At 68.4% G+C, this 24,332-nt stretch carries 22 protein-coding genes; 10 read left to right on the top strand and 12 right to left on the bottom strand.

Annotation, left to right across the window (positions count from 1 at the left end):
• Position 1: 1 nt before the first annotated feature.
• Genes aroE through AC07OZ_RS22210 form a run of 3 tightly spaced genes read right to left on the bottom strand, consistent with a single transcriptional unit; the run spans position 2 to position 3,910 of the window.
• Positions 2 to 937: a shikimate dehydrogenase gene (aroE, locus tag AC07OZ_RS22200; protein WP_495469235.1), complete on the bottom strand. Its 936-nt coding sequence runs from the start codon at positions 935 to 937 to the stop codon at positions 2 to 4.
• A gap of 39 nt (positions 938 to 976) precedes the next feature.
• The gene (locus AC07OZ_RS22205; protein WP_495469236.1) at positions 977 to 1,837 is read right to left on the bottom strand and encodes an energy transducer TonB; all 861 of its coding nucleotides are present in this window, start codon (positions 1,835 to 1,837) and stop codon (positions 977 to 979) included.
• 15 nt (positions 1,838 to 1,852) lie between these two features.
• Entirely contained in the window at positions 1,853 to 3,910 is a 2,058-nt protein-coding gene (locus tag AC07OZ_RS22210; protein WP_495469237.1) for a ribonuclease catalytic domain-containing protein, read from the bottom strand.
• Between AC07OZ_RS22210 and lplT the strand changes: the two genes are divergently transcribed.
• On the top strand, positions 3,791 to 5,278 hold the full coding sequence (gene lplT, locus AC07OZ_RS22215; RefSeq protein ID WP_495469238.1) for a lysophospholipid transporter LplT: 1,488 nt from the start codon (positions 3,791 to 3,793) through the stop codon (positions 5,276 to 5,278). The two genes, AC07OZ_RS22210 and lplT, sit on opposite strands and share 120 nt — an antisense overlap.
• A gap of 171 nt (positions 5,279 to 5,449) precedes the next feature.
• Here lplT and AC07OZ_RS22220 read toward each other — a convergent pair whose 3' ends face one another.
• On the bottom strand, positions 5,450 to 6,706 hold the full coding sequence (locus AC07OZ_RS22220; protein WP_495469239.1) for a glycosyltransferase family 4 protein: 1,257 nt from the start codon (positions 6,704 to 6,706) through the stop codon (positions 5,450 to 5,452).
• A gap of 175 nt (positions 6,707 to 6,881) precedes the next feature.
• Between AC07OZ_RS22220 and AC07OZ_RS22225 the strand changes: the two genes are divergently transcribed.
• Complete coding sequence (locus tag AC07OZ_RS22225; RefSeq protein ID WP_495469240.1) at positions 6,882 to 7,523, top strand: hypothetical protein; 642 nt, start codon at positions 6,882 to 6,884, stop codon at positions 7,521 to 7,523.
• Positions 7,524 to 7,577: 54 nt separating this feature from the next.
• Complete coding sequence (locus tag AC07OZ_RS22230) at positions 7,578 to 8,477, top strand: alpha/beta fold hydrolase (protein ID WP_495469241.1); 900 nt, start codon at positions 7,578 to 7,580, stop codon at positions 8,475 to 8,477.
• On the opposite strand, the gene AC07OZ_RS22235 is transcribed toward AC07OZ_RS22230, so the two are convergent.
• The 3 genes from AC07OZ_RS22235 to AC07OZ_RS22245 all read right to left on the bottom strand — a co-directional run bounded on the left by AC07OZ_RS22235 (position 8,398) and on the right by AC07OZ_RS22245 (position 11,069).
• Complete coding sequence (locus tag AC07OZ_RS22235; RefSeq protein WP_495469242.1) at positions 8,398 to 8,742, bottom strand: hypothetical protein; 345 nt, start codon at positions 8,740 to 8,742, stop codon at positions 8,398 to 8,400. The genes AC07OZ_RS22230 and AC07OZ_RS22235 overlap by 80 nt on opposite strands.
• Entirely contained in the window at positions 8,739 to 9,224 is a 486-nt protein-coding gene (locus AC07OZ_RS22240; RefSeq protein ID WP_495469243.1) for a Panacea domain-containing protein, read from the bottom strand. Before AC07OZ_RS22240 ends, AC07OZ_RS22235 begins: the two co-directional genes overlap by 4 nt.
• Before the next feature lie 174 nt (positions 9,225 to 9,398).
• A complete protein-coding gene (locus tag AC07OZ_RS22245; RefSeq protein ID WP_495469244.1) occupies positions 9,399 to 11,069 on the bottom strand; it encodes an aminotransferase class III-fold pyridoxal phosphate-dependent enzyme in 1,671 nt (556 codons plus the stop codon).
• Between the two features lie 77 nt (positions 11,070 to 11,146).
• Between AC07OZ_RS22245 and asd the strand changes: the two genes are divergently transcribed.
• From asd to AC07OZ_RS22260, 3 genes are all read left to right on the top strand, one after another.
• On the top strand, positions 11,147 to 12,040 hold the full coding sequence (gene asd / locus AC07OZ_RS22250) for an archaetidylserine decarboxylase (protein ID WP_495469245.1): 894 nt from the start codon (positions 11,147 to 11,149) through the stop codon (positions 12,038 to 12,040).
• Positions 12,027 to 13,067, top strand: coding sequence for a transporter (locus tag AC07OZ_RS22255; RefSeq protein ID WP_495469246.1), 1,041 nt, complete (start codon positions 12,027 to 12,029; stop codon positions 13,065 to 13,067). The genes asd and AC07OZ_RS22255 overlap by 14 nt, the downstream gene beginning before the upstream one ends.
• 155 nt (positions 13,068 to 13,222) lie before the next feature.
• Complete coding sequence (locus AC07OZ_RS22260; protein WP_495469247.1) at positions 13,223 to 14,230, top strand: DUF2272 domain-containing protein; 1,008 nt, start codon at positions 13,223 to 13,225, stop codon at positions 14,228 to 14,230.
• 28 nt (positions 14,231 to 14,258) lie between these two features.
• Here the strand turns inward: AC07OZ_RS22260 and AC07OZ_RS22265 are convergent, their stop codons facing one another.
• Entirely contained in the window at positions 14,259 to 14,846 is a 588-nt protein-coding gene (locus AC07OZ_RS22265) for a YqiA/YcfP family alpha/beta fold hydrolase (RefSeq protein WP_495469248.1), read from the bottom strand.
• 257 nt (positions 14,847 to 15,103) lie between these two features.
• On the opposite strand from AC07OZ_RS22265, the gene AC07OZ_RS22270 reads away from it, so the two are divergent.
• A complete protein-coding gene (locus AC07OZ_RS22270) occupies positions 15,104 to 17,854 on the top strand; it encodes a zinc-dependent metalloprotease (protein WP_495469249.1) in 2,751 nt (916 codons plus the stop codon).
• 101 nt (positions 17,855 to 17,955) lie between these two features.
• Here AC07OZ_RS22270 and AC07OZ_RS22275 read toward each other — a convergent pair whose 3' ends face one another.
• The 4 genes from AC07OZ_RS22275 to thiD form a co-directional block, all read right to left on the bottom strand.
• Positions 17,956 to 19,035, bottom strand: coding sequence for an AI-2E family transporter (locus AC07OZ_RS22275; protein ID WP_495469250.1), 1,080 nt, complete (start codon positions 19,033 to 19,035; stop codon positions 17,956 to 17,958).
• Positions 19,036 to 19,144: 109 nt separating this feature from the next.
• Positions 19,145 to 20,509 (bottom strand): UDP-N-acetylmuramate:L-alanyl-gamma-D-glutamyl-meso-diaminopimelate ligase, encoded by a 1,365-nt coding sequence (mpl, locus tag AC07OZ_RS22280; protein WP_495469251.1) that lies wholly within the window; start codon positions 20,507 to 20,509, stop codon positions 19,145 to 19,147.
• A 148-nt stretch (positions 20,510 to 20,657) separates the two neighbouring features.
• Positions 20,658 to 21,944, bottom strand: a complete 1,287-nt coding sequence (gene hemL, locus AC07OZ_RS22285) for a glutamate-1-semialdehyde 2,1-aminomutase (protein WP_495469252.1) — start codon at positions 21,942 to 21,944, stop codon at positions 20,658 to 20,660.
• Between the two features lie 93 nt (positions 21,945 to 22,037).
• The gene (gene thiD / locus AC07OZ_RS22290; RefSeq protein WP_495469253.1) at positions 22,038 to 22,997 is read right to left on the bottom strand and encodes a bifunctional hydroxymethylpyrimidine kinase/phosphomethylpyrimidine kinase; all 960 of its coding nucleotides are present in this window, start codon (positions 22,995 to 22,997) and stop codon (positions 22,038 to 22,040) included.
• Between the two features lie 134 nt (positions 22,998 to 23,131).
• On the opposite strand from thiD, the gene AC07OZ_RS22295 reads away from it, so the two are divergent.
• The 3 genes from AC07OZ_RS22295 to AC07OZ_RS22305 all read left to right on the top strand — a co-directional run bounded on the left by AC07OZ_RS22295 (position 23,132) and on the right by AC07OZ_RS22305 (position 24,332).
• Positions 23,132 to 23,323, top strand: a complete 192-nt coding sequence (locus AC07OZ_RS22295; protein WP_088406382.1) for a rubredoxin — start codon at positions 23,132 to 23,134, stop codon at positions 23,321 to 23,323.
• A 125-nt stretch (positions 23,324 to 23,448) separates the two neighbouring features.
• Positions 23,449 to 23,844, top strand: a complete 396-nt coding sequence (locus AC07OZ_RS22300; RefSeq protein ID WP_331615093.1) for a response regulator — start codon at positions 23,449 to 23,451, stop codon at positions 23,842 to 23,844.
• A 122-nt stretch (positions 23,845 to 23,966) separates the two neighbouring features.
• Complete coding sequence (locus tag AC07OZ_RS22305) at positions 23,967 to 24,332, top strand: response regulator transcription factor (RefSeq protein WP_088406380.1); 366 nt, start codon at positions 23,967 to 23,969, stop codon at positions 24,330 to 24,332.

Here is a 24,332-nt window from a genome sequence, read left to right on the forward strand (position 1 = left end):
CTCAGTGGGCCAGCAGCCGCTGGCGGAGGTCCGCGAGCACCGTCGCGCTGTCGGGGCGCACGCCGCGCCAGAGGAGGAAGGCTTCGGCGGCCTGTTCCACCAGCATGCCCAGGCCATCGAGTGCCGCGCCGCCGGCGCCGGCCTGATCGGCGGCCCAGGTCAGGAACGGCACGGCGGACGGGCCGTACATCATGTCGACGGCCAGCCCGCCGCGCGCGAGCACCGGCGCGTCCGGATCGGGCAGCGGTAGGCCGGCGCCGCTGAGCGAGGCGCTGGTGCCGTTGATCAGCACGTCGTGCCGGCCGTCCGGCGCCGCGGCGTCGAGGCCGCCGGCGCTCAGGCGCACGCCGTGTTCGGTCGCCCAGGCGCGATGGCTGTCGGCCAGGGCGAGGGCCTTGTCGGCGCTTCGATTGACGATGCGGATCTCCGCGGGCCGGCCTGTGATCAGGCTGCCGAGCACGCCCGCCGACGCGCCGCCCGCACCGATCAGCAGCACGCGCTGGCCGCGCAGCGGGCGCGCGGCATTGCGCTCGATGTCGGCGAGGAGGCCGGCACCGTCGGTGTTGTCGCCGAGCCAGCCGCCCGCCGAGGCGTCGTCGAAGCGGAAGGTATTGACCGCCCCGGCCAGTTGCGCGCGCGGCGTCCTACGCGCCGCCAGCCGGAAGGCCTCGAACTTGAACGGCACGGTGACATTGCAGCCGCGGCCGCCGGCGGCGACGAAGGCGCGGATCGTCGCCTCGAAACCGTCGAGCGGGCAGAGCAGTCGCTCATAGATCAGCGACTGGCCGGTCTGCGCGGCGAAGGTGGCGTGGATCTCGGGCGAGCGGCTGTGCGCCACCGGATTGCCGGCGACCACGTAGCGATCGAGGCCGGCTCCCGCAGGGGATGCCGGGTTGGGAGTCGAATCGGAAATCGATGCGGACGGATCGGCGCTCATGACATTTCCATGGGGACAGGACGACCGGCGTGGTGGCGCTCAGGACGGCTGGGCGGTGCTGAGCGTCGTCTCCACGCTTTCATCGCGGTTGAACCGGAAGCGGAAGGTCATCACGAGGATCTCCGCGCCGCGCCGCATTTCCGAGGTGAATTGCCCGAACGGCCCGCTGGCCCGCACGATGGCGACGGCGCGACGGTCCAGCACCGCGTTGCCCGAGCCCTGGACGATCTCTGTCTCGACGACGCGACCGCGGTAGTCGACCTGGATGTTCATCGTGAGTTCGCCGTAGAGCTTGCGACCCTGGTAACTCGGAAAGTCCCGTGTGCCGCGGACCTCGATGCGACGACGCAGCTGGTCGTAATACAGCGCGTGCACGGTCTCGCGCGTGGCGGGGCTGACGTAACGCTTCTTCGGCCGCGCGTTCTCGGTGTTCACGCGCTTCTCGATCTCGGCCAGCGTCTGGACCAGTTGCCGGCGGTGCTCGGCGATCTGACGGCCTTCGGCGGTGCTCTTCTCCCGCGCGGGATCGGGCGGCGGCAGCAGGGCCAACTGCCGGCGCAGTACGGTCAGCAGCTGTTCCTGCGCCTGCTGCAACTGCTGGATCTGGCTCTTCTGCAGTTCGATGCTGTCGCCGGTCTCCTCGATCGGCGAAGGCGCCAGCGGCGACGTCGCCCGCACATTGGCGGACAGTTCGCCGCCGCCGGCCAGGTTGGCCTGCGCGAGCGCCTGCGCCTTGGAGGGCGCTTCCTGGCCGCGCGCGTTGACGAGGATCACCTCGAGCGGCTCGTCCTGGAAGATCCGGTCGAACTGTTCCGGCGCGACCAGCTTCAACGTTCCCAGGCCCAGGTGCACCCCGGCCGAGACGATCAGCGCGTAGTGCAAAAGGCTGAGCTTGGGCATCTTGAAATGGAAGGATCAGGAGGCGGCGGGCGCGGACGTGACCGCTGCGCCATCGCCGCTCTTGGCGGTGTCGGAACCGTCGTCGTTGACGTCGATCGCCAGCGTCAGCACACCGCTGGGTTCCTCGTCCTCGTCGGCGCTCTCGTCGGCAGCGGCGGGTGCCGCTTCGGCGTCCAGGCGTTCGACCAGGTTGGCGTGCAGGTCCAGCGTCAATTCATCGAGTCCGGTGATGCGCACCTTCACGTGCGCGTTGCGCGGCAGGTTTTCGCAGCCGAGCGCGCGGAACACCAGCGGCAGCTCGTCGGCGCGGACCAGGCCGTCCTTCAGCACGGACGCGGTCAGTTCGGTGATGCCCTGCTGCTGCAGGTAGCGCAGCGTCCAGTAGCGCTCGATGCCGGACTGGAAGCCGTTGTAGGCGCTGTACGCGGCGTCGAAGCCCGAGATGACCGAGAACAGCGCCGCATCCTTCGGCTTGAACGGCGCGGCCAGCGCGGCGGTCTTGCCGTGGCGGGCGCAGGCGATGATCTGCCACTGGTTCACCAGGTCGACGTAGCGGCGCAGCGGCGAGGTCGCCCAGGTGTACTGCGAGACGCCCATGCCGGCGTGCGGCGCGGGCTTGGTGCCCATGCGGACCTTGATGCCGGGGGCGAGGCTGGCCTGGCTGCGGTAGATGCCGGGCACGCCGCAGTCGGCGAGGAAACCGCCCCAGCTGGAGTTGGCCAGGATCATCGCCTCGGCCACGATCAGGTCCAGCGCGGTGCCGCGCTTGCGGGTCGTGATGCTGACCTGCTCGGCGCCGGCGGGCTCGGTGCCGTCGTTGTCGAGGCGGAAGTTGTAGTCGGGCCGGTTGAAGGTCTCGGGCTTGCCGCGCACGACCTCGCGCTTGGCCTTGAGGTCCTTGGCCAGCCGGTAGGCGAAGGCCAGTTCGGGCGCGAAGTCGTAGCCGGCCGGCGCGTCGCCGGTCAGGGTCGCGTCGGTGATGACGTCGTCGAGCTTGTCGTGGCGCAGGTTGGCGGCGATGGGCACGCGGTCGAGCTTGGTCTCACGCGCGGTGATCTCCAGCGTCGCCTCGTCCATCGTCAGGTAGATGCTGACGGCGGGGCAGTCGCGGCCCTCGATCAGCGTGTAGGCCTGGACGACGTCGTCCGGCAGCATCGTCAGCTTCCAGCCCGGCATGTAGACGGTGGAGAAGCGTTCGCGGGCGACCTTGTCGACCGGCGAGTCCGGCTGGATGGCAAGACCTGGCGCGGCGATGTGCACGCCGAAGATCACCGTGCCGGTGCCCAGGCCCTGGACGGACAGCGCGTCGTCGATCTCGGTGGTGGCGGAGTCGTCGATCGAGAAGGCGCGCACCGGGGCGAGCGGCAGTGTGTCCTTGATCTCGGGCGCGGACAGCGCGGGGAAGTTCGTGCCCTTCGGGAAATGCTCGAAGAGGAAGCGCTTCCAGTGGAACTGGTAGGGGCTGGCGATCGCGCCGGCGTCCTTGAGCAGGTCCAGCGGTGCCTTGTGGCTGCGCTTGGCGGCCTCGACGACGGCCTTGTACTCCGGACCGTTCTTGTCGGGGCGGAACAGGATCTTGTAGATCTGGTCGCCGATCGGCGCGGGGCATTGGCCCTCGGCCAGTTCAGCGGCCCACTGTTCGATCTGGGCGGCGATCTGCTTCTTGCGTTCGATGCCGAGCAGGGCGGCCTTGACGGTCTCGGCCGGCGCCTTCTTGAACAGGCCCTTGCCCATCCGGCGGAAGTAGTGCGGCGCCTCGAACAGCCGGAACAGCGCGCCCGCCTGCTGGGCGAGCGTGGCCTTGGCGTCGAAGTAGTCGCGCGCGAGGTCGGCGAAACCGAACTCGCCTTCCGGAGCGAATTCCCAGGCCAGGTCGAGATCGATCTCCTCGGCCAGGCGCTGCCCGTCCGCGATCAGTTCGGCCGGGGACGGCTTGTCGAACTTGAGCAGGACATGGGCGGCTTTCACTTTGACGCGCTTTCCGGAGTCGAGCTCGATCTGCATCGAGGAATCGGCTTCGGACAGGATGCGGCCGGCGAGGAATTTTCCGGCGTCTTCGAACAGGGCAAACATAGAGGGCGGATTGTCGCTGATCGTGGAGGGGGTGCCGGGTGGGTGCGCGTGGAGCGGGTGTCAATTCGTTGTCAACACGCGGTCACGCCACCGACGCAGACTCGCGCCGCACCCCGCGCGCCCATGCCCCCACGTTTCCACACCCTCATCGCCGCCCAGTTCTTTTCCGCATTGGCCGACAACGCGCTCCTGATCGTCGGCATCGCGCTGCTTCGCGAGATGGGTCAGCCCGTCTGGTGGGCGCCGCTGCTGAAGCTGTGCTTCACGCTGGCCTATGTGGGGTTGGCGCCGGTGGTCGGTCTGATCGCGGACGCGTGGCCCAAGGTCGCGCTGATGACCTGCATGAATGGGTTGAAGGCGATCGGAGTCGGGGCGATGGCGGCGGGGCTGGATCCGCTGCTGGCGTTCGGGATCGTCGGCGTTGCCGCCGCCTGTTACGCGCCGGCGAAGTACGGACTGATCACGGAGATCGTGCCCCCGACGCGACTGGTCGCGGCGAACGGCTGGATCGAGGTTTCGGTCGTGTGCTCCGTGCTGCTGGGCACGATGGTGGGCGGTCTGCTGGTGAGTCCCTGGTGGATGACGGCGATCGGGGAACTGGGCGTGGCCCGGCCGTTGACCGCATCGCTGTGCGCGCTGCTGGGGGTCTACGCGCTGGCTGCCGTGTTGCAGCTCCGCGTGCCGGAGAGCGGCATCGTCTATCCGAAGCCGCCACGCCGCCTGCGCGAGATCCTGCGTGATTTCCGGATCTCGAATCAGGCCCTGTGGCGTGACCGGCTCGGCGGGCGCTTGTCCTTGTCGATGACGACGCTCTTCTGGGGTGCGGGTGCGACCTTGCAACTGGCGGTCCTGCAGTGGGCTCAGGATGTGTTGGGCCTGCGCCTCAACCAGGGCGCCTACCTGCAGGCGACGGTGGCGATCGGCGTCGTGGCGGGGGCAGGTCTTGCTGGGCGATGGATTGCGCTGCATCACTCGCTGCGTGTGATGCCGCTCGGGTTGTTGCTGGGCGCGCTGATGCTGGCGACGCCGTGGGTGACGTCCCTGGGCTGGGCCCTGCCGGCGATGGTGATGGTCGGCGCGGTCGGCGGTGCGATGGTGGTTCCCATGAATGCATTGCTGCAGCACCGCGGCGTGCAGATCCTGAGCGCAGGCCGATCGATCGCGGTGCAAGGCTTCAATGAGAACCTGAGCATCCTGCTGATGCTGGGCGCCTATGCGCTGCTGCAAGCCCTGGGTGTCCCGCTGGTCTGGCTGATGAGCGGGCTCGGCGTGTTCGTCTTCACCGGCGTCCTGATCTTGATGATCCGCCGCCGCGTTCGACGCGAAACCCTGTCTCCCGACGTCGCGGAGGGCGGCATCGCCGGGTGATCGGACCGAGCGGGACGAAGAGCGCCCGGGGCCGGCGGCGTCGTCCGCCCTGGGGCGCCAACTCGTTCCGTTCGCCTGCGGCTCACTGCACTCGAACAGACGGCGCCCAGTCAGAAGGGAAGGGCGGACGACGCCGCCGGCCCCGGGCGCCCTTCGTCAACAGCGAGCGGTTCAGTGCGCGCGGGCCTCAAGACCCGAGAGTTGCGATCCGACACGCAGCGCGACAGAGGTGCCGTCGATGGCGGACGCGTAGACCTGCTCGATGCCCTGGACGATGCCGTCCCAGTCGAGCGACTCCGCACTGGATCGAGCAGCGAGGCTCATGGCGCGCAGTCGCGGCAGGTCATCAAGCAGCGCCAGTGTGCGCGTCTGGAAGCTGGCCGAATCGTTGAAGGGCGCCAGTCCGCCGTTGAGGCCGTCGCGCACCAGCAGCGCCGCAGCGGCGTACTGATAGGCCATCACCGGCAGCCCGCTGGCCAACGCCTCGGGCGTGACGTTGCCGTAGGTCTCGGTGATGCTGGGGAAGACGAAGAGGTCGCCGCTGGCGTAGCAGGCGGCGAGATCTTCGCCGTGTTTCATGCCGGCGAAGACGACGTTGGCGGACGGGGGCAGGAGTTGCTGGAAGTCGGCGCGCGCCGGGCCGTCGCCGACCAGCACGAGCCGCGCGCGCGGATGGCGCTGGCGGACGGCCGGCCAGAGGTCGACCAGCAACTGCAGATTCTTCTCGGCCGCCAGCCGGCCCACGTGCAGCAGCACGGGATCGCCGGGTGCGGCGCCCCAGCTTTCGCGCAGCGCGTCGCTCCGGCGCGACGGATGGAAGAGTTGCGTGTCGACACCGCGCGCGATGACGCTGACGTGGCGGAAGCCCTGGGCCATCAGTTCGCCGGCGAGGGCGGCGTTGGGCACCATCGTCGCGTGGCAGCGGTTGTGGAACTTGCGCAGGTAGGCCAGCAGCGGCCGGCGCAGCCAGCCGATGCCGTAATGCTGGGCGTAGGCGTGGAAGTTGGTGCGGAACTCCGACACCACGGGCAGCTTGAGCTGCCGCGCGGCCTGGAGCGCCGACCAGCCCATCGGACCTTCGGTCGCGATGTGGACGATGTCGGGACGCCGGCTGGCCCACAGGTTGACCAGCGTGCGCTTGGACACGACACCCATGCGCAGATGCGGGTAACGCGGCACGGCGAGGCCGCGCATCAGCACCTCGTCGATCGGCGCGTCGGAGGAGGGCGGCAGACCGGCGGGCGCCTGTCGCGGGCGCAGCAGCTGCACGGCGTGGTCGCGGGCCTGCAATCCCTGGACGACGCAGGCAATGCTGCGTGCCACGCCGTTGACCTCGGGGGGATAGGTCTCCGTCACGACCGCGACGCGGAAATGCCGCTGACGCGTGGGGAGCTCATCGACTTCGAGTTCGATCGGCGGTGTCGTCATGGCGCGCATGATGGGTTGCGAACGCAACAGTTCTGTGACGGTGCCGTCCGTCACGCGCCTGACACGGCCGGTCGACACAGTCGCCACGTGTCCGTCATCGATGCATCATCCGGCCATCACGGCACTGACATCGATCGGCGTCACGCTCACCGCTCATTTCACGGACGAGGCCCCCATGAAGGACTTTCTGGCACTTCTGAATGAACAGCGTTGGGATGACCACCGCTACTACCACCATTGCCGCATCAACCAGTCGCTGCATCTGCTGAGCGCCTGCTGCTTCGTGGTCGCCTACGGGCTGCTGCTGGTCGATCCCGCCTGGTCGGCGCTCCTGGCGTGGGGCGTGTCGATGACCAGCCGCCAGGCCGGGCACTTCTTCTTCGAACCCAAGGGCTACGACCACGTCAACCAGGCGACGCACGAGCACAAGGAAGAGATCAAGATCGGCTACAACCTGCGCCGCAAGGTCGTGCTGATGGGGCTGTGGGCGGCGTCGCCGGTCGCGCTGTGGCTGCAGCCGGGCCTGTTCGGCCTGTTCGCGCCGGCCGCCAGCTTCACCGAGTACCTGCATCAGCTCGGCCTCGTGTGGTTCTGGCTGGGCGTGGGCGGTCTGGTGTTCCGCGTGCTGCAGCTGGCAGTGATCCGCGATCTGCGCACCGGCCTGGCCTGGGCGACGAAGATCATCACGGACCCCTTCCACGACATCCAGCTGTACCACCGCGCGCCGTTGCAACTGTTGCGCGGGGAGCGGCTGGATCCGGCGCTGTGGCCGCGCGACGATGGGCACAATGCCGGGAACGGCGAGCAGGCGGCCTGATCCACCAGGGATGACGCGGGAACAGGCCGGCCCGCCGGCAGAAGGAGTTCCCGCATGTCTGGAGTTGAACGGCGCCTTCGGGCGCCGATGTCGTTGGCGCTGACCCTTTCGGTGGCGGCGGCCGTGCTGGCCGGCTGCGCCAGTCCCATGCCGAACACCGGCAACCAGCGGGTGACCGGCGGTCCGATCGTCTTCACGAAGGTGGGCCACGGCGAGCCGACGATCGTCCTGCAATCCGGTCTTGGCGACGGCCGGGACCCGTGGGCGAAGGTCCTGAATGAGTTGCGCGCCGACTACAGCGTGTTCGCCTACGACCGCCCCGGTTATGGCGACAGCACCGCGACGCCGCCGGTGCCGCGCAATCCCTGCGGCATCGCGACCGAGCTGCACGGTCTGCTGCAGAGCGCCGGCATCAAGCCGCCGTACGTGCTGGTCGGCCATTCGATCGGCGGGCTGTACCAGTACGCGTTCTCGCGGCTGTATCCGGACGAGGTCGCGGGCATCGTGCTCGTCGACGCGACGCATCCGCTGCACCTGCGGCGCATGCAGGTCGAGGTGCCGGTGATGGCGAACATGCTGGACAACATGAGCCGGCGGGTGTTCCGGGGAATGATGCAGGCGGAGTTCCTGCAGCAGCAGGACTGCATCGACACGCTGTGGCAGAAACCGCGGCCGACGGTGCCGGTGCGGGTGCTGACGCGCACGGTCTATTCGCCGACGGAGATGGCGAGCGGCTTCGAGACCATGGTGCACAACCTGGAGCCGAACTGGCTGCCGCTGGTCGGCGGCAAGGCGCTTCAGCCGGTCGAGGGATCGGGGCACTACATCCAGCGGGACAAGCCGGAGGTCGTGGTGAAGGCGATCGAAGAGGTCGTCAAGGAGGCGCGGGAGCGCGCTCGTCCTTCCCCGGAAACAGCCCTCGGATCACCCCCAGGAACGCCGCCAGCACGCTGACGGTGACGCCGGTGGTGACGGCGATGAGGACCTGGTCGGACCAGAGTTCGATGCCAGTCGCTACCTTGGTGCCGCCTTGCACCGCGAGCAAGGCGGCCCACAAGGTGATGCATCCCGCCGCGAGACCATAAGCCTTGGCGGCGTAGATCTGTCGCAGATGACGGTTGGCGCGACTGGTGGCGATGCGTTCCGCATGCCTTTCGAATTCCGAGTCTGACTCCACTGCGCGCGCGTCCTGGATTCGCAGGTCGTCGCGCTCGTTCATTCGAAGTCCCCGACCTGGATCGTCGGGTCCTCCTGAATCGTCCTGTTCAGGATGGGGCTCCCGTCAGCGGGAGCGGCGCACCAGGCAGAGAGCGGCAGATGCGTGAGGTCGGACAGCGCAGTCGGAGACTTTTTCCCGTGGGTGTAGATGATGGCGTCGATCAGATCCCAGGAGGATCGATCCTCCGGAGGCAAATAGGGCTCGTTCCACCGCTCCGGATCGTCGTGCGCGGTGAGCGTGGTCACGAATTGGCCGATGCGTCCTGATCCGTATGCCGTCAACTGAAAGTCGATGGAAGGAAGCACGGGGCCAGTCGCGCCGCGGAGAAAGGTGTCCTGGAAGAGCGGGATGCCCTTCTTCTTGAGACGCCAGGCCTGGGCGAAGAACATGAGCTTCTGAAGCTTCATCGAGTTCAGATCGCGCAGACGACCGTCGAGCGCGCGCCGGATAAACGCGTTGGCAACGCAGAAGGCGGAATACATGTGGCAACTCCTCGTGGCACACGCAAATGCGCATGCAAGGCGGAGCAGTCTAGGAATCACACATCGCCAAGAACAACGGGGCGCTCTGACATTCGTCAATGAATGTCGAGGCGCCCCGCCAAGGAGGGAGGCGTTTGGGGGAGGAACCGGGAATGCGTGGGGGATGGCGCGAGGTCAGTGGCGCAGGCCCAGCGTCTCCATCAACAACCGGCGCTTGATCGCCTTGTTGGTCGGCAGCGCCGGGTTGCTCCACCAGCCGCCGTCGCGCATCGCGCGGGCCGCGGCGACGATGCGGCGCTGGACCTCGTCGAAGTCCGCGTCGCTGAAGTCCAGGCTGAAGATCAGCCGGCCCGTGCCCACCCAGCTCAGCGCCAGGCCCTGCTCGCGCAGGAAGTACTGCAGCATCCAGTTGTAGCGCGACGGCTCCGTGTAATAGAGCGTCCAGATCGACGACATGTTGGCCGCGCGCAGCGGCAGCTGTTCCGCCTCGAGCGCGGCGTTCAGTCTCGCGCGACGACCGTCCTGCTGCTCGTCCTGCTCGTCGAGTTGACGCAGGCGCTCCGGATCCTCCAGCGCGTCGAGGAACACCGACATCGCGCCCATCACGTAGGGATGCGTGTTGAAGGTGCCGCGCGCGAAGCAGACATCGGCGGGACGCTCTTCGCGGAAGCGCTTCATCCACGCCGCGCGGCCGCAGACCACGCCGACCGGCAGCCCGCCACCCAGCGTCTTGCCGTAGGTCACCAGGTCCGCCTGCACGCCGAAATACGCCTGCGCGCCGCCCGCGCCGAGGCGGAAGCCCATGAACACCTCGTCGAAGATCAGGGCGATGCCACGCTCGGTGCAGACCTGCCGCAGCTCGCGCAGCCAGGCGGCATAGGCGTCCTTGTCATAGGACGCGCGCCGGGAGCTGTCGACCAGCGAGCCGTCGCCCGGCGCCGGTTTGTTCGGGTGCAGCGCCTGCAGCGGATTCACCAGCACGCAGGCGATGTCGCGCCGCGTGCGCAGCACCTGCAGGCTGCGTTCATGCATGTCGCGCAGCGTGTAGGTGCGCTCGGCGGGCAGCGGGTTGCCGGGGCCCGGCTGCGCCTCGTCCCACCAGCCGTGGTACGCGCCGCAGAAGCGCACCAGGTGCGTCTTGCCCGTGTGGTACCGCGCCAGCCGCACCGCCTGCATCACCGCCTCGGTGCCGGACATGTGGAAGGAGAGCTGATCCATCCGCGCGTGCGACAGGATGCGGCGCACGTTGTCCTCGACCAGCGGGTGGTAGACGCCGAGCACCGGTCCCAGCGCGTCCACGCGCGCTGCGCCCTCCGCGATGCAGCGCTGATAGAACGCGTAGCCGAACAGGTTCACGCCATAGCTGCCGGCCAGGTCGATGAAGCGCTCGCCGTCGAGGTCGGTGAGCCAGTGGCCGTCGCTGGCGACCATCACCGGGCCCAGCGGCAGCTCGCGCTGCACCAGGGGGCTGAACGACGGCGGCACGCGATAGCTGCTGGTGAACTGCAGGTCGGGCAGCGACGGCTTCATCGACTGCGTCGCGGCGATGCTGCGCGCGTGGCGCGTCTTCAGCGTCTGCGATAGCGCGCTGAAGCTGGAACGCCGCTTGGCGACGATCTCGGCCGGCGCGTCGTCCGCGTTGAAGAAGTGCGCGTCGTCGAAGCGCTGCGTCGGCATCAGCCGCGCCAGGCGAACCGCCATCCGCGAATGGCCCGCCAGCGAGGGATGCTTGGCTCGAGAGAGTTGTAGTCGGCGCCAGCCGGTCGGCGCGTAGTAGAGCGCCAACAGCCCGGCCGCCGCGGCGGCGACGGGCAACAGGTCAAAGGTGAAGAACGTCGTCGACATGGGCATGGGCCTCCGGAGCCTCGTTCAGCTGTCACACAGCGTTGGCAAATTACCGGGGTGTATCCGACGGAATTGACATGTCTATGAAACTGGCCCGCTGGCGCGACCGTCTGACCCAGCAAGAGTCCCTCAACTTCCTGCTCACCAATCGCGTGCCCCGCCTGGCGCTGACCCGCTTCATGGGCTGGTACGCCCGGATCGACAGCCCCCTGCTGACGCGTTTCAGCGTCGCGGTCTGGCGGATGTTCACCGACCTCGACCTGAGCGAGGCCGAAGCGCCTGCCCATGGCTACCGCTCGCTGCGGGACGTGTTCACCCGTCGGCTGAAGCCGGGACGGCGGCCGGTCGATCCGGCGCCGGCGGTGATCGTGAGCCCCTGCGACGCCATCGTCGGGGCGCATGGGCCGGTCTCGCGCGGGATGGCGCTGCAGGCCAAGGGCATGGACTACCGCATCGCCGACCTGTTCGGCGACGCGACGCGCGCCGCGCCCTACCTCAACGGCACCTATGTGACGCTGCGGCTGACCTCGTCGATGTACCACCGCTTCCACGCGCCGGCCGATCTGCGCATCCAGCGCGTCACGCACATCGCGGGCGATACGTGGAACGTCAATCCGATCGCGCTCAAGCGCGTCGAGCAGCTGTTCTGCCGCAACGTGCGCGCCGCCGTCGAGTGCACGCTGCCCGACGGCACGCCGATCGCGCTGGTGCCGGTGGCGGCGATCCTGGTCGCCAGCCTTCGGCTGCATGCGCTGGACCTGACACTGCGCCCGGACCATCCCGGTCCGCATCGCTTCGAGGTCGGACACGATCACGCGCGGGGCGAGGAGATGGGCTGGTTCGAGCAGGGCTCGACGATCATCGTGTTCCTGCCGCCGGGCGTGAACCTGTCGGCTGGCTTGCAGACCGGGCAGCGGGTCCGCATGGGAGAGGCGATCGCGCGTCTACCATCCGCCGATGGCGATGAATGACACGACGCAGCTCCCGGCCGGACTGGCCGGTCCCTATGGCGGAGACGAGCACGGCCTGATCTGCGGGTTCTGGATCCATCCGGACCGGCCGACCGAGGCGCTGCCGACGCTCGCACAGGCGCAGGCCCGGCTGTTGCAGCCGGACGGCGGCTACCTGTGGCTGCACCTGAACCTGGCGCATGCCGGCGCGCTGCCCTGGCTCCGTCGCAACGCGGCGCTCGCCGAGAGCTTCGACGAGGCCCAGCAGCAGGGCTCGCGCTCGTCGCGCATCGAGCGCGTCGGCGAGCACCTGTTCGCCGTGCTCAACGACGTGACCTTCGATTTCGCGTTCGACGTCGGCGACGTCTCCACGCTGTGGATGCAGGTCAGCGAGCATCTTGTGCTGAGCGTGCGGCGCGCGCCGCTGCGCTCGGTGGATCGCCTGCGGATGGCGATCAAGCGTGGCGACCGGCCGCGGTCCAGCGTCGCGCTGCTCGACCACCTGCTGCGCGACCAGGCCGACGAGCTCCAGCGCATCGTGCGCCAGGCCACCGAGCGGGTCGACGACATCGAGGACGCGCTGCTCGCCGGCCGCCACGCGGGACATGGGTCCGAGGTCGCGGCGCTCCGGCGGCTGATGGTGCGGCTGCAGCGCCTGCTCGCGCCGGAGCCGAGTGCGCTGCTGCGCATGCTGTCGAATCCGCCGGAGTGGGTCGCGGACCGGGACAAGCAGCAGCTGCAGCAGGCCAGCGAGGAGTTCGCGCTGGTCCTGCGCGACATCCAGGCGCTGCAGGAGCGGATCCGCGCGGTGCAGGACGAGACCTCCGCGCGCGTCGCGCAGGAGAACAACCAGACGCTGTATGTGCTGACGATGGTCACCGTGCTGGCGCTGCCGATCAACCTGATCAGCGGCCTGTTCGGCATGAACGTCGGTGGGCTGCCGCTGCTGGAGCATCCGCATGGCTTCTGGGTCGTCGTCGGATTGATCGTCCTGCTGACCGGGCTGGTGACGCTGCTCCTGCTGAGGGCCACCGGCAGAAGGAAGTAGTCGGGACGCTCAGGACTTCGGAAAGGCGGATCGCGCGTCCGGCGGACCGGTGCCGCGCGACGATAGCCACGGGGAATGCCTGCCGCGTGGATTGGCATGGGCGGTGGAACCGGCGCGCTTCCACAATGCGCGCGACCTCACGCAGCCCTGCATCGATGACCTTCCTGCCGATCCGTTTCCTCGTCCGCGCTGTGTTCGCGATGGCGCCAGTCCTCGCGCCTGCCCTGTCCGCGGCGCAGTCATGCGACGCGCCGGGGCCCGCGCCCGAGGTCGCCGCGCGCATCGCGTCGGCCGCGATGCAGGAATACCAGCGCTTCAACGGCCATCGCATCGATGCGCACGGGCGTCTGTGGAAGTTCGGTTCGGTGGAGACGGAGACCGAGCCGCTGCGCGCCGCCGACGGCGACGCGGCGCCACCGGCCGACCGCTACGCCTGGCGACGCGTCTGGCGCTATTGGCAGACGCTGGATCAGCACCGGCCCGGTCTCCTCGGCCTGCGCGACTTCAAGTGGGCGCCGGACTTGCTGGACGATCCGGCCTCGGCAGGCAAGAGCCGCGTCGAAGCGCTTGGTCCGTTGCTCGCCGCCGTGCCGGCCGACGCGCCGCAGGCGGAACAGATGCGTGAGGCGCTCGTGCGGAGCGCCATCTCCGATTCGCCGTGGTCGGGCGCGTTCATCTCGTTCGTGATGCACGAGGCGGGGCTGAGCGACCAGGCCTTCCACTTCTCCGGCGCGCATGCCGTCTACATCGGGGGCGCGCTGCGTGAGACGCCGGGTTACGCCTTCCGCGCCTGCGACATCCGGCGTACGGCGCCGCGCGTCGGCGATCTGATCTGCTACTCGCGCGGCAAGCCCGAACTCGATACCTTCGCCGACTGGTTGGCCCTGGCCGATCGCATCGACAGCCGCACCAAATCGCACTGCGATGTGGTGGTGTCGGTCGACCGCCGCGCGTTGAAGATCGAATCGATCGGCGGCAACGTGCTGCAGGCCGTCACGCGCCGCCAGCTGATGGTCAACGAGGCCGGCCTGCTGTCACGGCGCCATTACGCGAGCGCACCGATGAACCGGCCGCGCCCTGGCAGCGCGTGCGCGGAGGACGCCACCTGCGAGAAGTCCGATCTCAACCAGCAGCACTGGAGCGTGCTGCTGCAGCTGCGCTGAAGCGCGTCGGAGCGCGCTGGAGCGCGGATCAGAGCTCGAGGAACGAGGTCAGCTCGTCCAGGTAGTCGTCGAAGTCGGCCAGGCCGTGATCGCTGCCTTCGAGCAGCTTGATCCGGCAGGCTGCGTAGCGCGCATGCATCTCGCGCCAGTCGAGCACCTCGTCGCCCTTGGCGATCACCGCCAGCATCCGCTCCGGATGGGCCAGCGCGCCGGCGTTGAGCGCGACGAGTTCATCCACGAATTCGGGCCGGAAGAAGAAGTGTTCCTCCGGGTTCTGCCAGCAGGTCTGCTCGCCGATGTAGTTCGCGAGGTCCCGGGCCGGGTTGACGGCGGGATTCAGCAGCACGGTGCGTGCGCCGGTGCGCTGCGCCACCCAGGTCGCATAGAAACCGCCGAGCGAACTGCCCATGACGGCCATCGTCTCGCGCGGCCAATCGCGGACCAGGTCGTCGACGAGCGCCATCGCCTCGCGCGGCGACGGTGGCAGCTGCGGACAGACGAACACCAGGTCCGGGCGGTGTTCCGCCGTCCATCGCGCCATCCGCAAGGCCTTGGCCGAACGCGGCGAGGACCGGAAGCCGTGCAGGTAGAGGAGGTGGGTGCGACGGGGACTCATGGCGGGGCAGTGTAGGGGGCACCCCCTGCGCCGGGTGGTCGGGTCACTTCCGGCACGGGTGGGCGGCTGTCGACGTGGGCGATCATCGCCAAACGCGCGATCCGCAGGGGCTGCGCGCTCGTTAGTGCGCATTGACGCGCGGGCCTCGGCCTCGCACATTGCCCGCTTCACCGGGGCCATGCGGCGCAACGACCGCAACGCCCGCTTTCTCAACACGGTCCGGCCAAACTCGGACGGACCCACGACCACATCGATCCATGATCCACAGGGACACGATCCAGCTGACGGCCATCGCCGCCGCGGCGCTGCTGCTCACCGCCTGCGCCACGACCGGCCCGACCGGCGCCTCCACCTCCGCACCCACCGCGCAGGCCGCCCAGCCGCCGGCGAGTGCCGCCTCGGGCGCGCCGGGCCAGCCGGGCGCCGCGTCGCCGATGACGGCGCCGCGTCCCGCCGCCGACCCGACCGCGCCGAAGCCGTTCGCCGAAGTGAGCCGCGACGCCAAGCGCGATGACGGTCTCTTCCCGATCCTGCGCAAGGACGAGAAGGTCTGGCTCGAGATCCCGCGGGCGATGCTGAACAAGCCCTTCCTGTTCACCATCAACATCACGAGCTCGATCGGCGAGCGTGGCTTCTACGCCAGCCAGATGGGCCCGGAGATCCTGGCCGAGTGGCGCCGAGTCGGCAATTCCATCCAGCTGATCGCGCTGAACACGGCGTTCCGCGCCGAGGGCGGCGGCAAGCGCGCCGGCGAGGAAGCGTTCTCGCCCAGCCTGATCGCCGCCGGTCCGGTCGCGAGCGCGGACCATCCGGAACGCAAGGCCTTCCTGGTCGACGCCGGCCTGCTGCTGAGCGACATCCCCGGCATGTCCACGCGCCTGGAAATGGCCTATCGGCTGCCCTACAACGTCGACCGCGGCAACTCGTACTTCGAGCACACGCGCGCCGACGCGCAGCTCACGACGCTGAACGCCAAGGTCCACTACTTCACCCCGCGCATCCCGGCGCCGCCGCTGGTGGCCCCGCCGGTGCCGGTGCCGACGCCGCCGCAGGCGCTGCCGGATCCGCGCTCGATGTTCATGGGCTTTGTCTACAACTTCCGCGCGCTGCCGGAAGAGAAGATGGCCACGCGCCGCGCCGACGGCCGCCTGGGTCACTTCACCGAGTCCTTCACCGACCTGAGCGACGACGCCAAGCCCAATCCGCGCGTCCACTACATCGCGCGCTGGCGCCTGGAGAAGAAGGACCCCGCCGCGGCGCTGTCCGAGCCGGTGCAGCCGATCGTCTACTGGATGGACAAGAACATCCCGCCGAAGTACCGCCCCGCGGTCGAGGCCGGCATCCTGGAATGGAACAAGGCCTTCGAGAAGATCGGTTTCAAGGACGCGGTCGTGGCCAAGCAGCAGCCCGATGACGCGGACTGGGACAACATGGATGCGTCGCACGCGTCGATCCGCTGGTTCGTCGGTTCCGACGTGGGCTTCGCGATCGGGCCGAGCCACCTCGACCCGCGCACCGGCGAGATCCTGGACGCCGACATCGGCATGAGCGACGTGTTCGCCCGCGGCGGCCGCGCCTTCATCGCGGAAGACGCGCCGCGCGGCCTGGCCGGCGGCCAGGTGTCGACGCTGGCGGAAGAGGCGCAGGCGCTGGCCGCGCTGAACCAGGGCTGGCGCGAAGGTCGCAACGCGACCTACTGCACCTATGCGCATGACGCGGCGGCCGAGATGGACTTCGCGCTCGACGTGCTCGAGGCCCGCGGCGACATCGCGCCGGACAGCCCCGAGGCCGACGCCTTCATCCAGGCGCGGATCAAGGACGTGATCATGCATGAGGTGGGTCACACGCTCGGCCTGAAGCACAACTTCAAGGCCTCCACGCAGGTGACGCAGGCGCAGCTGAAGGACAAGGCCTGGACCGATGCCAACGGCCTGTCGGCCTCGGTGATGGACTACAACGCCTACAACATCCCGCTGGAAGGCGAGGCGCCGACCACCTACAACAACACGACGCTGGGCACCTACGACTACTGGGCGATCGAGTACGCCTACAAGCAGGTGCCGAAGGAACAGGAAGAAGCCGAACTCAAGCGCGTGGCCGCGCAGAACACGCTGCCCGGCCATGCCTACGCGGACGATACCGACGCCGGCGGCTTCGGCCCGTTCGACGGCATGGATCCGACGATCAACCGCTTCGACCTCGGCGACGATCCGATGGCGTATTTCCGCAAGCGCCTGAAGCTGACGCAGGAGCTGTGGACGCGCGTGCAGAACCGGACGCCCGAGGCGGGCGACGATCCGCTGCGCCAGCGCCGTCAGCTGGCCAGCGGCTTCAACCAGCTGGCGCGCGCGTCGGACCTGGTGGGCAAGTACGTGGGCGGCATGTACACGCACCGCGACGTGCCGGGCTCCTCGGTCGCCGCGATGCGGCCGGTCGATCCCGCCAAGCAGCGCGAGGCGCTGCGCTTCCTGGCGCAGGGCATCTTCAGCGCCGACAGCTTCCGCTTCAAGCCGGAGTTCCTGACCTCGATCACGACCGACTATGTCGAGTTCATGCGCGCGGGCTTCGTGAACATCCCGGCCGCGGTGGCGCGGGTGCAGCTGGGCTCGCTGGACCGCCTGCTGCAGGCGCAGACGGCGATCCGCCTGATGGAGCTGCCGGCCTATGTGCCGGTGTCGCAGCGCAAGGGCCTGATCACGATCGGCGAGGTCTACGGCACGCTGCAGGCGTCCATCTGGAGCGAGCTGAAGACCGGCGCGGAGATCGATCCGCTGCGCCGCAACCTGCAGCGCGAGTACCTGCGCCGCATCCAGGCCAACCTGACGAAGAGCGGCGCGGCCTCGGGCCAGTTCGCCGATGCCTACGCGGTGCTGCGCCTGCACGCGGTGCAGCTGCAGAGCGACCTGCGCGCCGCGCAGGGCAAGGGCTCGATCGAAACCCGCGCGCACCTGGCCGAGAGTCTGGACTTCCTCAGCAGCGTGCTGAAGGCGACGATGACGCGGACCTGATGAGGCGGCGGCGCGGTCTCCGGATCGCGCCGCATCGACGCCACTTCAACGCAAAGGCCGGCGAAAGCCGGCCTTTTTCGTGTGCGCGGGGTGTTGCCCGGTCAGTGGTTGTCGCCGACCGGGTACCGCCGTTCCGCCGCGACGATGTCCCAGACCGCGATGAACATCGCCGCGATCAGCGGGCCGATGACGAAGCCGTTGATGCCGAACACCGCCATGCCGCCGAGCGTCGACAGCAGCACGACGTAGTCCGGCATCTTGGTGTCCTTGCCGACCAGCAGCGGCCGGAGCAGGTTGTCCACGAGGCCGATGACCACGGTGCCGAACAGGATCAGGCCGATGCCCGAGCCGACATGGCCCGTCGCCAGCAGGTAGATCGCCACCGGCGCCCACACCAGCGCCGCGCCCACCGCAGGCAGCAGGGAGAGGAAGGCCATGAGCACCGCCCACAGCACCGGCGCGTGGATGCCCAGCACCCAGAACGCCAGACCGCCGAGCGCGCCCTGGATCGCCGCCACGGCGATGTTGCCCTTGACCGTCGCGCGGATCACCGTCCGGAACTTCTCGCCCAGCTGGCGCTTGTACGAATCCTGCAGGGGCAGCGCGTCGCGGATGCGGACCGAGAGCTGTTCGCCGTCGCGCAGCAGGAAGTACAGCAGGTAGAGCATCACGAAGAAGCTCACCAGGAAATCGAAGGTGTCCTGCCCGAAGCCCAGTGCCTTGGTCGCCATGAACTGGCTGCCCTGGTTCAGCGCGCTGCCGAGCTTTTCCTGCAGGTTCGCCAGGTCGTGCAGTCCCAGCCGTTCCAGCACGTCGAGCAGCCACGACGGCAGCGCCGCGTAGATCTGCGCCACGTAGGTGTTGAAGTTGAACTGGCCGGACTTGACCATCTCGAAGACGACCGCCGCCTCCCGCACCAGCGCGCCCATCACGTAGGTCAGCGGCAGCACCACCAGCAACAGGATCACCAGGATCGTCAGTCCCGCCGAGAGCCCCGGCCGCTTCGTCTTGCGCAGCAGTTTGCGGTACAGCGGCTGGAACACGATGGCCAGCGCCACGCCCCAGAGCACCGCGCTCATCATCGGCCACACGATCCAGCCGAACGCCACCGTCACCAGCGCCAGCAGGCACAGGAAGGATCGGTTCTGCAGCGCAGGCACCAGCTTGCCAGGACCACTCATCGTGTCTTCGCTCCTCAGGAAACTTGGGGGCAGGGGATGGCCGGATCGGCACACGGCGTGCCGACCCGCCGTCCGGTGCAATCCGGAACGGCGGCGCAGGATCGCCGGTTTACTTCAGCGCGTCCAGCAGCTTTTCGTGGATGCCGCCGAAGCCGCCGTTGCTCATGCACAGCACATGATCGCCGGGTTTGGCCGCGCGCTTGACCATCGCCACCAGGTCCTCGACGTCCGCGCCGACCAGTCCTTGTTCGCCGAGTGGCGCCAGCGCCTCGCGCGCGTCCCAGGTCAGGCCGTCCTGGTTGCAGAAGCTCAGGTCGGCTTCCTCCAGCGCCCACGGCAGCAAGGCCTTCATGGTGCCCAGCTTCATCGTGTTGGAGCGCGGCTCGAAAACCGCCAGGATGCGCTCCTGGGGGGCGATCCGACGGCGCAGTCCGTCGATCGTCGTGTGGATCGCCGTCGGGTGGTGGGCGAAGTCGTCGTAGACCTTGATGCCACGCACCTCGCCGCGCAGCTCCAGCCGCCGGCGCACGTTCTTGAAGCTTCCCAGTGCCTCGGCCGCCTGCTCCGGGTCGACGCCCACGTGTTCCGCCGCCGCGATCGCCGCCAGCGCGTTGAGCTGGTTGTGCTCGCCGAGCAGCTCCCAGTTGACGTGACCGACCTTCAGGCTGCCGCGCAGCACGTCGAAGGACTGCGGTTCGCCGCGGGCGCGCAGCGCGCCAGGCTCTTCCTTGCGGGCGCCGAAGCGCTGCACATCGCTCCAGCAGCCGCGCGACAGCACGCGCTGCAGCGCCTCCTCGCGCGCGTTGACGACCAGCCGCCCCGACGCCGGCACCGTCCGCACCAGGTGATGGAACTGGGTCTCGATGGCGGCCAGATCCGGGAAGATGTCGGCGTGGTCGTGTTCGAGGTTGTTGAGGATTGCCGTGCGCGGCCGGTAATGGACGAACTTGCTGCGCTTGTCGAAGAAGGCGGTGTCGTACTCGTCGGCCTCGATCACGAAGAACCGGCCGCCGCCCAGGCGCGCCGAGACGCCGAAGTTCTGCGGCACGCCGCCGATCAGGAAACCGGGCGCCAGTCCCGCCGACTCCAGGATCCAGGTCAGCATCGAGGTCGTCGAGGTCTTGCCGTGCGTGCCGGCGACCGCCAGCACATGCTTGCCTTGGAGGACGTGTTCCGCCAGCCACTGCGGCCCGCTGGTGTACGGCAGGCCGGCGTCGAGGATGGCCTCCATCAGCGGGAATCGGCCCTCCGACGAACGCGTCACCACGTTGCCGATCACGAACAGGTCGGGCTTGAGCGCCAGTTGCTCCGCGCCGAATCCCTGGATCAGTTCGATGCCCAGCGCTTCCAGCTGTGTCGACATCGGCGGATAGACATTGGCATCGCAGCCGGTCACCGTGTGGCCCGCTTCGCGGGCGAGCGCCGCCAGACCGCCCATGAAGGTGCCGCAGATGCCAAGGATATGGATATGCATGTCTGTCTCTCAGCTGCTGTACCAATGGGTAAGCAAGCGTAATGCCTGTCGCGGATTGAAAAGATCGCGACAGTCCTGGCTCGGTGTTTGCCGGGGCCAGGCTTTCCCGAACCGGCAACCGGGCGGCCCGCCCGGTTGAGCGTCGTCCTCAGCGCAGGGCGGCGCGGGCGGCGTCCAGCGTGGCATCGATGTCCGCGTCGGTGTGCGCGGCGGACACGAAGCCCGCCTCATACAACGCTGGCGCCAGGTACACGCCGGCGTCCAGCATCGCGTGGAAGAAGCGGTTGAAGCGCTCCTTGTCCGTCGTCATGACGGTCGTGTAGTTCTGCGGCAGCTCCGGCATCAGGAAGAAGCCGAACATGCCGCCTTCGCTGTCGGCGCTGAAGGGCACGCCGTTCTCGGCCGCCACGGACTTCAGGCCGTCGACCAGGCGGCGCGTCCGCGCCGACAGCGCGTCGAAGAAGCCGGGCTTCCTGATCTCCCGCAGCGTCGCCAGGCCGCAGGCCGTCGCCACCGGATTGCCCGACAGCGTGCCCGCCTGATAGACGCCGCCCAGCGGGGCGAGGTGGCGCATGATCTCGCGGCTCGCACCGAAGGCGGCCAGCGGCATGCCACCGCCGATGACCTTGCCAAACACGCTGATGTCGGGCACGAAACCGGGGATCAGGTCCGCGTACACGCCCTGCGCGCTGCGCAGGCCGACGCGGAAGCCGGTCATCACCTCGTCCAGCACCAGCAGGGCGCCGTGCTCGCGGCACAGTTCGCGCATCCGGGTCATGAAGGGCACGCTGGCGCGCACGAAGTTCATGTTGCCGGCGATCGGCTCGACGATCACGCAGGCCAGTTCCGGGCCATGCAGGGCGAATGCCTCTTCCAGCTGGGCGACGTTGTTGTACTCCAGCACGATGGTGTGCTGCGCCGTCGCCGCGGGCACGCCGGCCGAGGTCGGGTGGCCGAAGGTCGCCAGGCCGGAGCCCGCCTTCACCAGCAGTGCGTCGGTGTGGCCGTGATAGCAGCCTTCGAACTTGATGAACTTGTCGCGCTGCGTCGCGCCGCGCGCCAAACGGATGGCGCTCATCGTCGCTTCGGTGCCGGAGCTGACCAGCCGGATCTGTTCGCAGCTGGGGACCAGCGCCAGGATCTCCTCGGCGAGTTCGACTTCGCGCTCGGTCGGCGCGCCGAAGGAGAAGCCCTCCAGCACGGCCTTCTGGACCGCCTCGACCACGGCCGGATGGCCGTGGCCGAGGATCATCGGGCCCCAGGAGCCGATGTAGTCGATGTAGCGTCTGCCGTCGGCGTCGACGATGTGGGCGCCTTCGCCCCGCGTGATGAAGCGCGGCGTGCCGCCCACCGCGCGGAAGGCGCGCACCGGCGAATTCACGCCGCCGGGAATGACGCGCTGGGCGCGGGCGAACAGGGTCTCGTTCTGGCTCATGGGGGAATCCGGTGCTGCCTGCCGCTCAGGATGCTGAAGGCGCAGGTGAATGCGGGAATGGACGAGGGCGCCGCGAGGGTGCCTTCGGCGGTCTCAATGGATGCGGCGCGGTCCGCGGCTGGGCGGCTCGTCGATGGGCATCTCGTCGGCGGTGGGCGTGGGCTCGGCGCCTTCCTCGCCTTCCTCGCCGGGCGGCAGCGCCCAGAAGAAGCGGTCCGGCACCACGTTGCCCATGCCAGGGCGGAAGCCGGCTTCCAGCGACTGGTCGAGGAACGCGAGCGCCTCGCCGACGGCGTCGTGCGGCTCCGAGCCGACCGAGAGCAGCGCCGCCAGCGCCGCCGACAGCGTGTCACCCGAGCCGACGAAGCTGGCTTCGAAGCGCTCGAACTTCTCGCCAGTGATCGCGCCCTGGGAGTTGGCCAGCACGTTGTCGATGTACTGGTTGGGCAGCTGGATGCCGGTCACCAGCACGTTGGCGGCGCCGTGTTGCTGGGCGGCCACGGCCAACTCGCGCGGCGATGCGGGGCGGTCGGCATCCCAGTCGGGGAGCAGGCAGTCGCTCAGCGTCTTCTGGTTGCCGACCAGCACCAGCGTCTGCGGCAGCACCAGCTCGCGGAACGCGTCGAGGTAGCTCTGCTGCTGTTCCTCGTCCAGCCAGGAGATGCTGGGCAGGTAGGCCACCAGCGGCACGTCGGGGTAGTCGGACAGGACCTCGGCGACCGAGGAGACGCCCTCGGCGCTGCCCAGGAAACCGACCTTCCAGGCGGCGACCGGGACGTCCTCGAGGATGGAGCGCGCCTGCTCGACGATGCAATCGCCGTCCAGGGTCTGATGATCGAAGACCTCGGCGGTGTCGCGCATGACGATGGCCGTGATGACCGGCAGCGCATGCGCGCCCATGGCGGCGATGGTGGCGACGTCGCCGGCGCTGCCGCCCGCGCCGCTGGGGTCGGAGGCATTGAAGCTCATCACGCAGGCTGGCGGCGGCGAGTCCTGCTCATCGATCGCGGCGGCGTCCTGGGGATCTTGTTGGTGCGGGTCTGGGCGGCTCATGAATGGTTCGGCGAGAAGCCGTGAACTGGTGCGCATAACGTGAAGAAGCACCGCAACCGACTGTTGTTTCATCGGTACTTCCGCCCCCCGGCTCAGACCAGGGGCATGGCTACAATCTTTCGATCATTGTAGTGATGCAAAGTCAACCCATCGTGAGCGAAGCAAGGACCTGGATGTGCCTGATCTGCGGCTGGATGTACGACGAGGCCGTGGGCGACCCTGAACATGGCATCGCCGCCGGCACGCGTTGGGAAGATGTCGACATGAACTGGACCTGCCCCGAATGCGGCGCCCGCAAGGAAGACTTCGAAATGGTCCAGATCTGACCCTCGCATCGACCTTTCGGCAGGGCGCCGGTCCTCGATCATCCGGCGTTCCTTCCAGTGCTCGTCGCCTGTCGCGAGCCTGAAATCTCTCTGACAACCATTGTCTGAACAATACGGAGAAGAGCTTGGATTCCAGCGCAAGCCCCCGCACGGCGACCAAGGTGCTGGTCATCGATGACAGCAACACGATCCGCCGCAGCGCCGAGATCTTCCTGAAGCAGGGGGGGCATGAGGTCGTCCTGGCCGAGGACGGTTTCGACGCGCTGGCCAAGTTGAGCGATTACCAGCCCGACCTCGTGTTCTGCGACATCCTGATGCCGCGTCTGGACGGTTACCAGACCTGCGCCATCATCAAGCGCAATCCGCAGTTCGCGTCAGTGCCGGTGATCATGCTGTCGTCCAAGGACGGCCTGTTCGACAAGGCCCGCGGCCGGATGGTGGGCTCGCAGGACTACCTGACCAAGCCCTTCACGAAGGACCAGCTGCTGCAGGCGGTCCGACAGCATTGCCAGGTGGGCTGACCCGCTCGACGGACAGCCCGCTTTCAACGACCTCATCCACGACATCCAACGACGCTCACGCCTGGCTCGAACGACGAATCCACCGACGCGAATCGACACGAGCCAAGACAGAGGGAGATCCCATGCCCATCCACAAGATCCTGCTGGTCGACGATTCGAAGACCGAGCTGCACGCGCTGAGCGACCTGCTGACCAAGCGCGGTTTCACCGTGCGGACCGCCGAGAACGGCGAAGAGGCGATGAAGCGCCTGGCCGAGGAAAAGCCCGACCTCATCCTGATGGACGTGGTCATGCCCGGACAGAACGGCTTCCAGCTGACCCGCGCGATCACCCGTGACGAACGTTATGCCGACGTTCCGGTGATCATGTGCACCAGCAAGAACCAGGAAACCGACAAGGTCTGGGGCATGCGCCAGGGCGCGCGCGACTACGTCGTCAAGCCGGTCAAGGCCGACGAGCTGCTGGCCAAGATCAAGGCGCTGGGCTGA

This window comes from Roseateles sp. GW821-FHT09G03 (assembly GCF_059416045.1).

Bases quoted from the DNA above. Each gene is read 5' to 3' on its own strand.
- aroE (WP_495469235.1), bottom strand. From the start codon at position 937: ATGAGCGCCGATCCGTCCGCATCGATTTCCGATTCGACTCCCAACCCG.
- AC07OZ_RS22205 (WP_495469236.1), bottom strand. From the start codon at position 1,837: ATGCCCAAGCTCAGCCTTTTGCACTACGCGCTGATCGTCTCGGCCGGG.
- lplT (WP_495469238.1), top strand. From the start codon at position 3,791: ATGGGCGGCTTTCACTTTGACGCGCTTTCCGGAGTCGAGCTCGATCTG.
- AC07OZ_RS22210 (WP_495469237.1), bottom strand. From the start codon at position 3,910: ATGTTTGCCCTGTTCGAAGACGCCGGAAAATTCCTCGCCGGCCGCATC.
- AC07OZ_RS22220 (WP_495469239.1), bottom strand. From the start codon at position 6,706: ATGACGACACCGCCGATCGAACTCGAAGTCGATGAGCTCCCCACGCGT.
- AC07OZ_RS22225 (WP_495469240.1), top strand. From the start codon at position 6,882: ATGAAGGACTTTCTGGCACTTCTGAATGAACAGCGTTGGGATGACCAC.
- AC07OZ_RS22230 (WP_495469241.1), top strand. From the start codon at position 7,578: ATGTCTGGAGTTGAACGGCGCCTTCGGGCGCCGATGTCGTTGGCGCTG.
- AC07OZ_RS22235 (WP_495469242.1), bottom strand. From the start codon at position 8,742: ATGAACGAGCGCGACGACCTGCGAATCCAGGACGCGCGCGCAGTGGAG.
- AC07OZ_RS22240 (WP_495469243.1), bottom strand. From the start codon at position 9,224: ATGTATTCCGCCTTCTGCGTTGCCAACGCGTTTATCCGGCGCGCGCTC.
- AC07OZ_RS22245 (WP_495469244.1), bottom strand. From the start codon at position 11,069: ATGTCGACGACGTTCTTCACCTTTGACCTGTTGCCCGTCGCCGCCGCG.
- asd (WP_495469245.1), top strand. From the start codon at position 11,147: ATGTCTATGAAACTGGCCCGCTGGCGCGACCGTCTGACCCAGCAAGAG.
- AC07OZ_RS22255 (WP_495469246.1), top strand. From the start codon at position 12,027: ATGGCGATGAATGACACGACGCAGCTCCCGGCCGGACTGGCCGGTCCC.
- AC07OZ_RS22260 (WP_495469247.1), top strand. From the start codon at position 13,223: ATGACCTTCCTGCCGATCCGTTTCCTCGTCCGCGCTGTGTTCGCGATG.
- AC07OZ_RS22265 (WP_495469248.1), bottom strand. From the start codon at position 14,846: ATGAGTCCCCGTCGCACCCACCTCCTCTACCTGCACGGCTTCCGGTCC.
- AC07OZ_RS22270 (WP_495469249.1), top strand. From the start codon at position 15,104: ATGATCCACAGGGACACGATCCAGCTGACGGCCATCGCCGCCGCGGCG.
- AC07OZ_RS22275 (WP_495469250.1), bottom strand. From the start codon at position 19,035: ATGAGTGGTCCTGGCAAGCTGGTGCCTGCGCTGCAGAACCGATCCTTC.
- mpl (WP_495469251.1), bottom strand. From the start codon at position 20,509: ATGCATATCCATATCCTTGGCATCTGCGGCACCTTCATGGGCGGTCTG.
- hemL (WP_495469252.1), bottom strand. From the start codon at position 21,944: ATGAGCCAGAACGAGACCCTGTTCGCCCGCGCCCAGCGCGTCATTCCC.
- thiD (WP_495469253.1), bottom strand. From the start codon at position 22,997: ATGAGCCGCCCAGACCCGCACCAACAAGATCCCCAGGACGCCGCCGCG.
- AC07OZ_RS22295 (WP_088406382.1), top strand. From the start codon at position 23,132: ATGCAAAGTCAACCCATCGTGAGCGAAGCAAGGACCTGGATGTGCCTG.
- AC07OZ_RS22305 (WP_088406380.1), top strand. From the start codon at position 23,967: ATGCCCATCCACAAGATCCTGCTGGTCGACGATTCGAAGACCGAGCTG.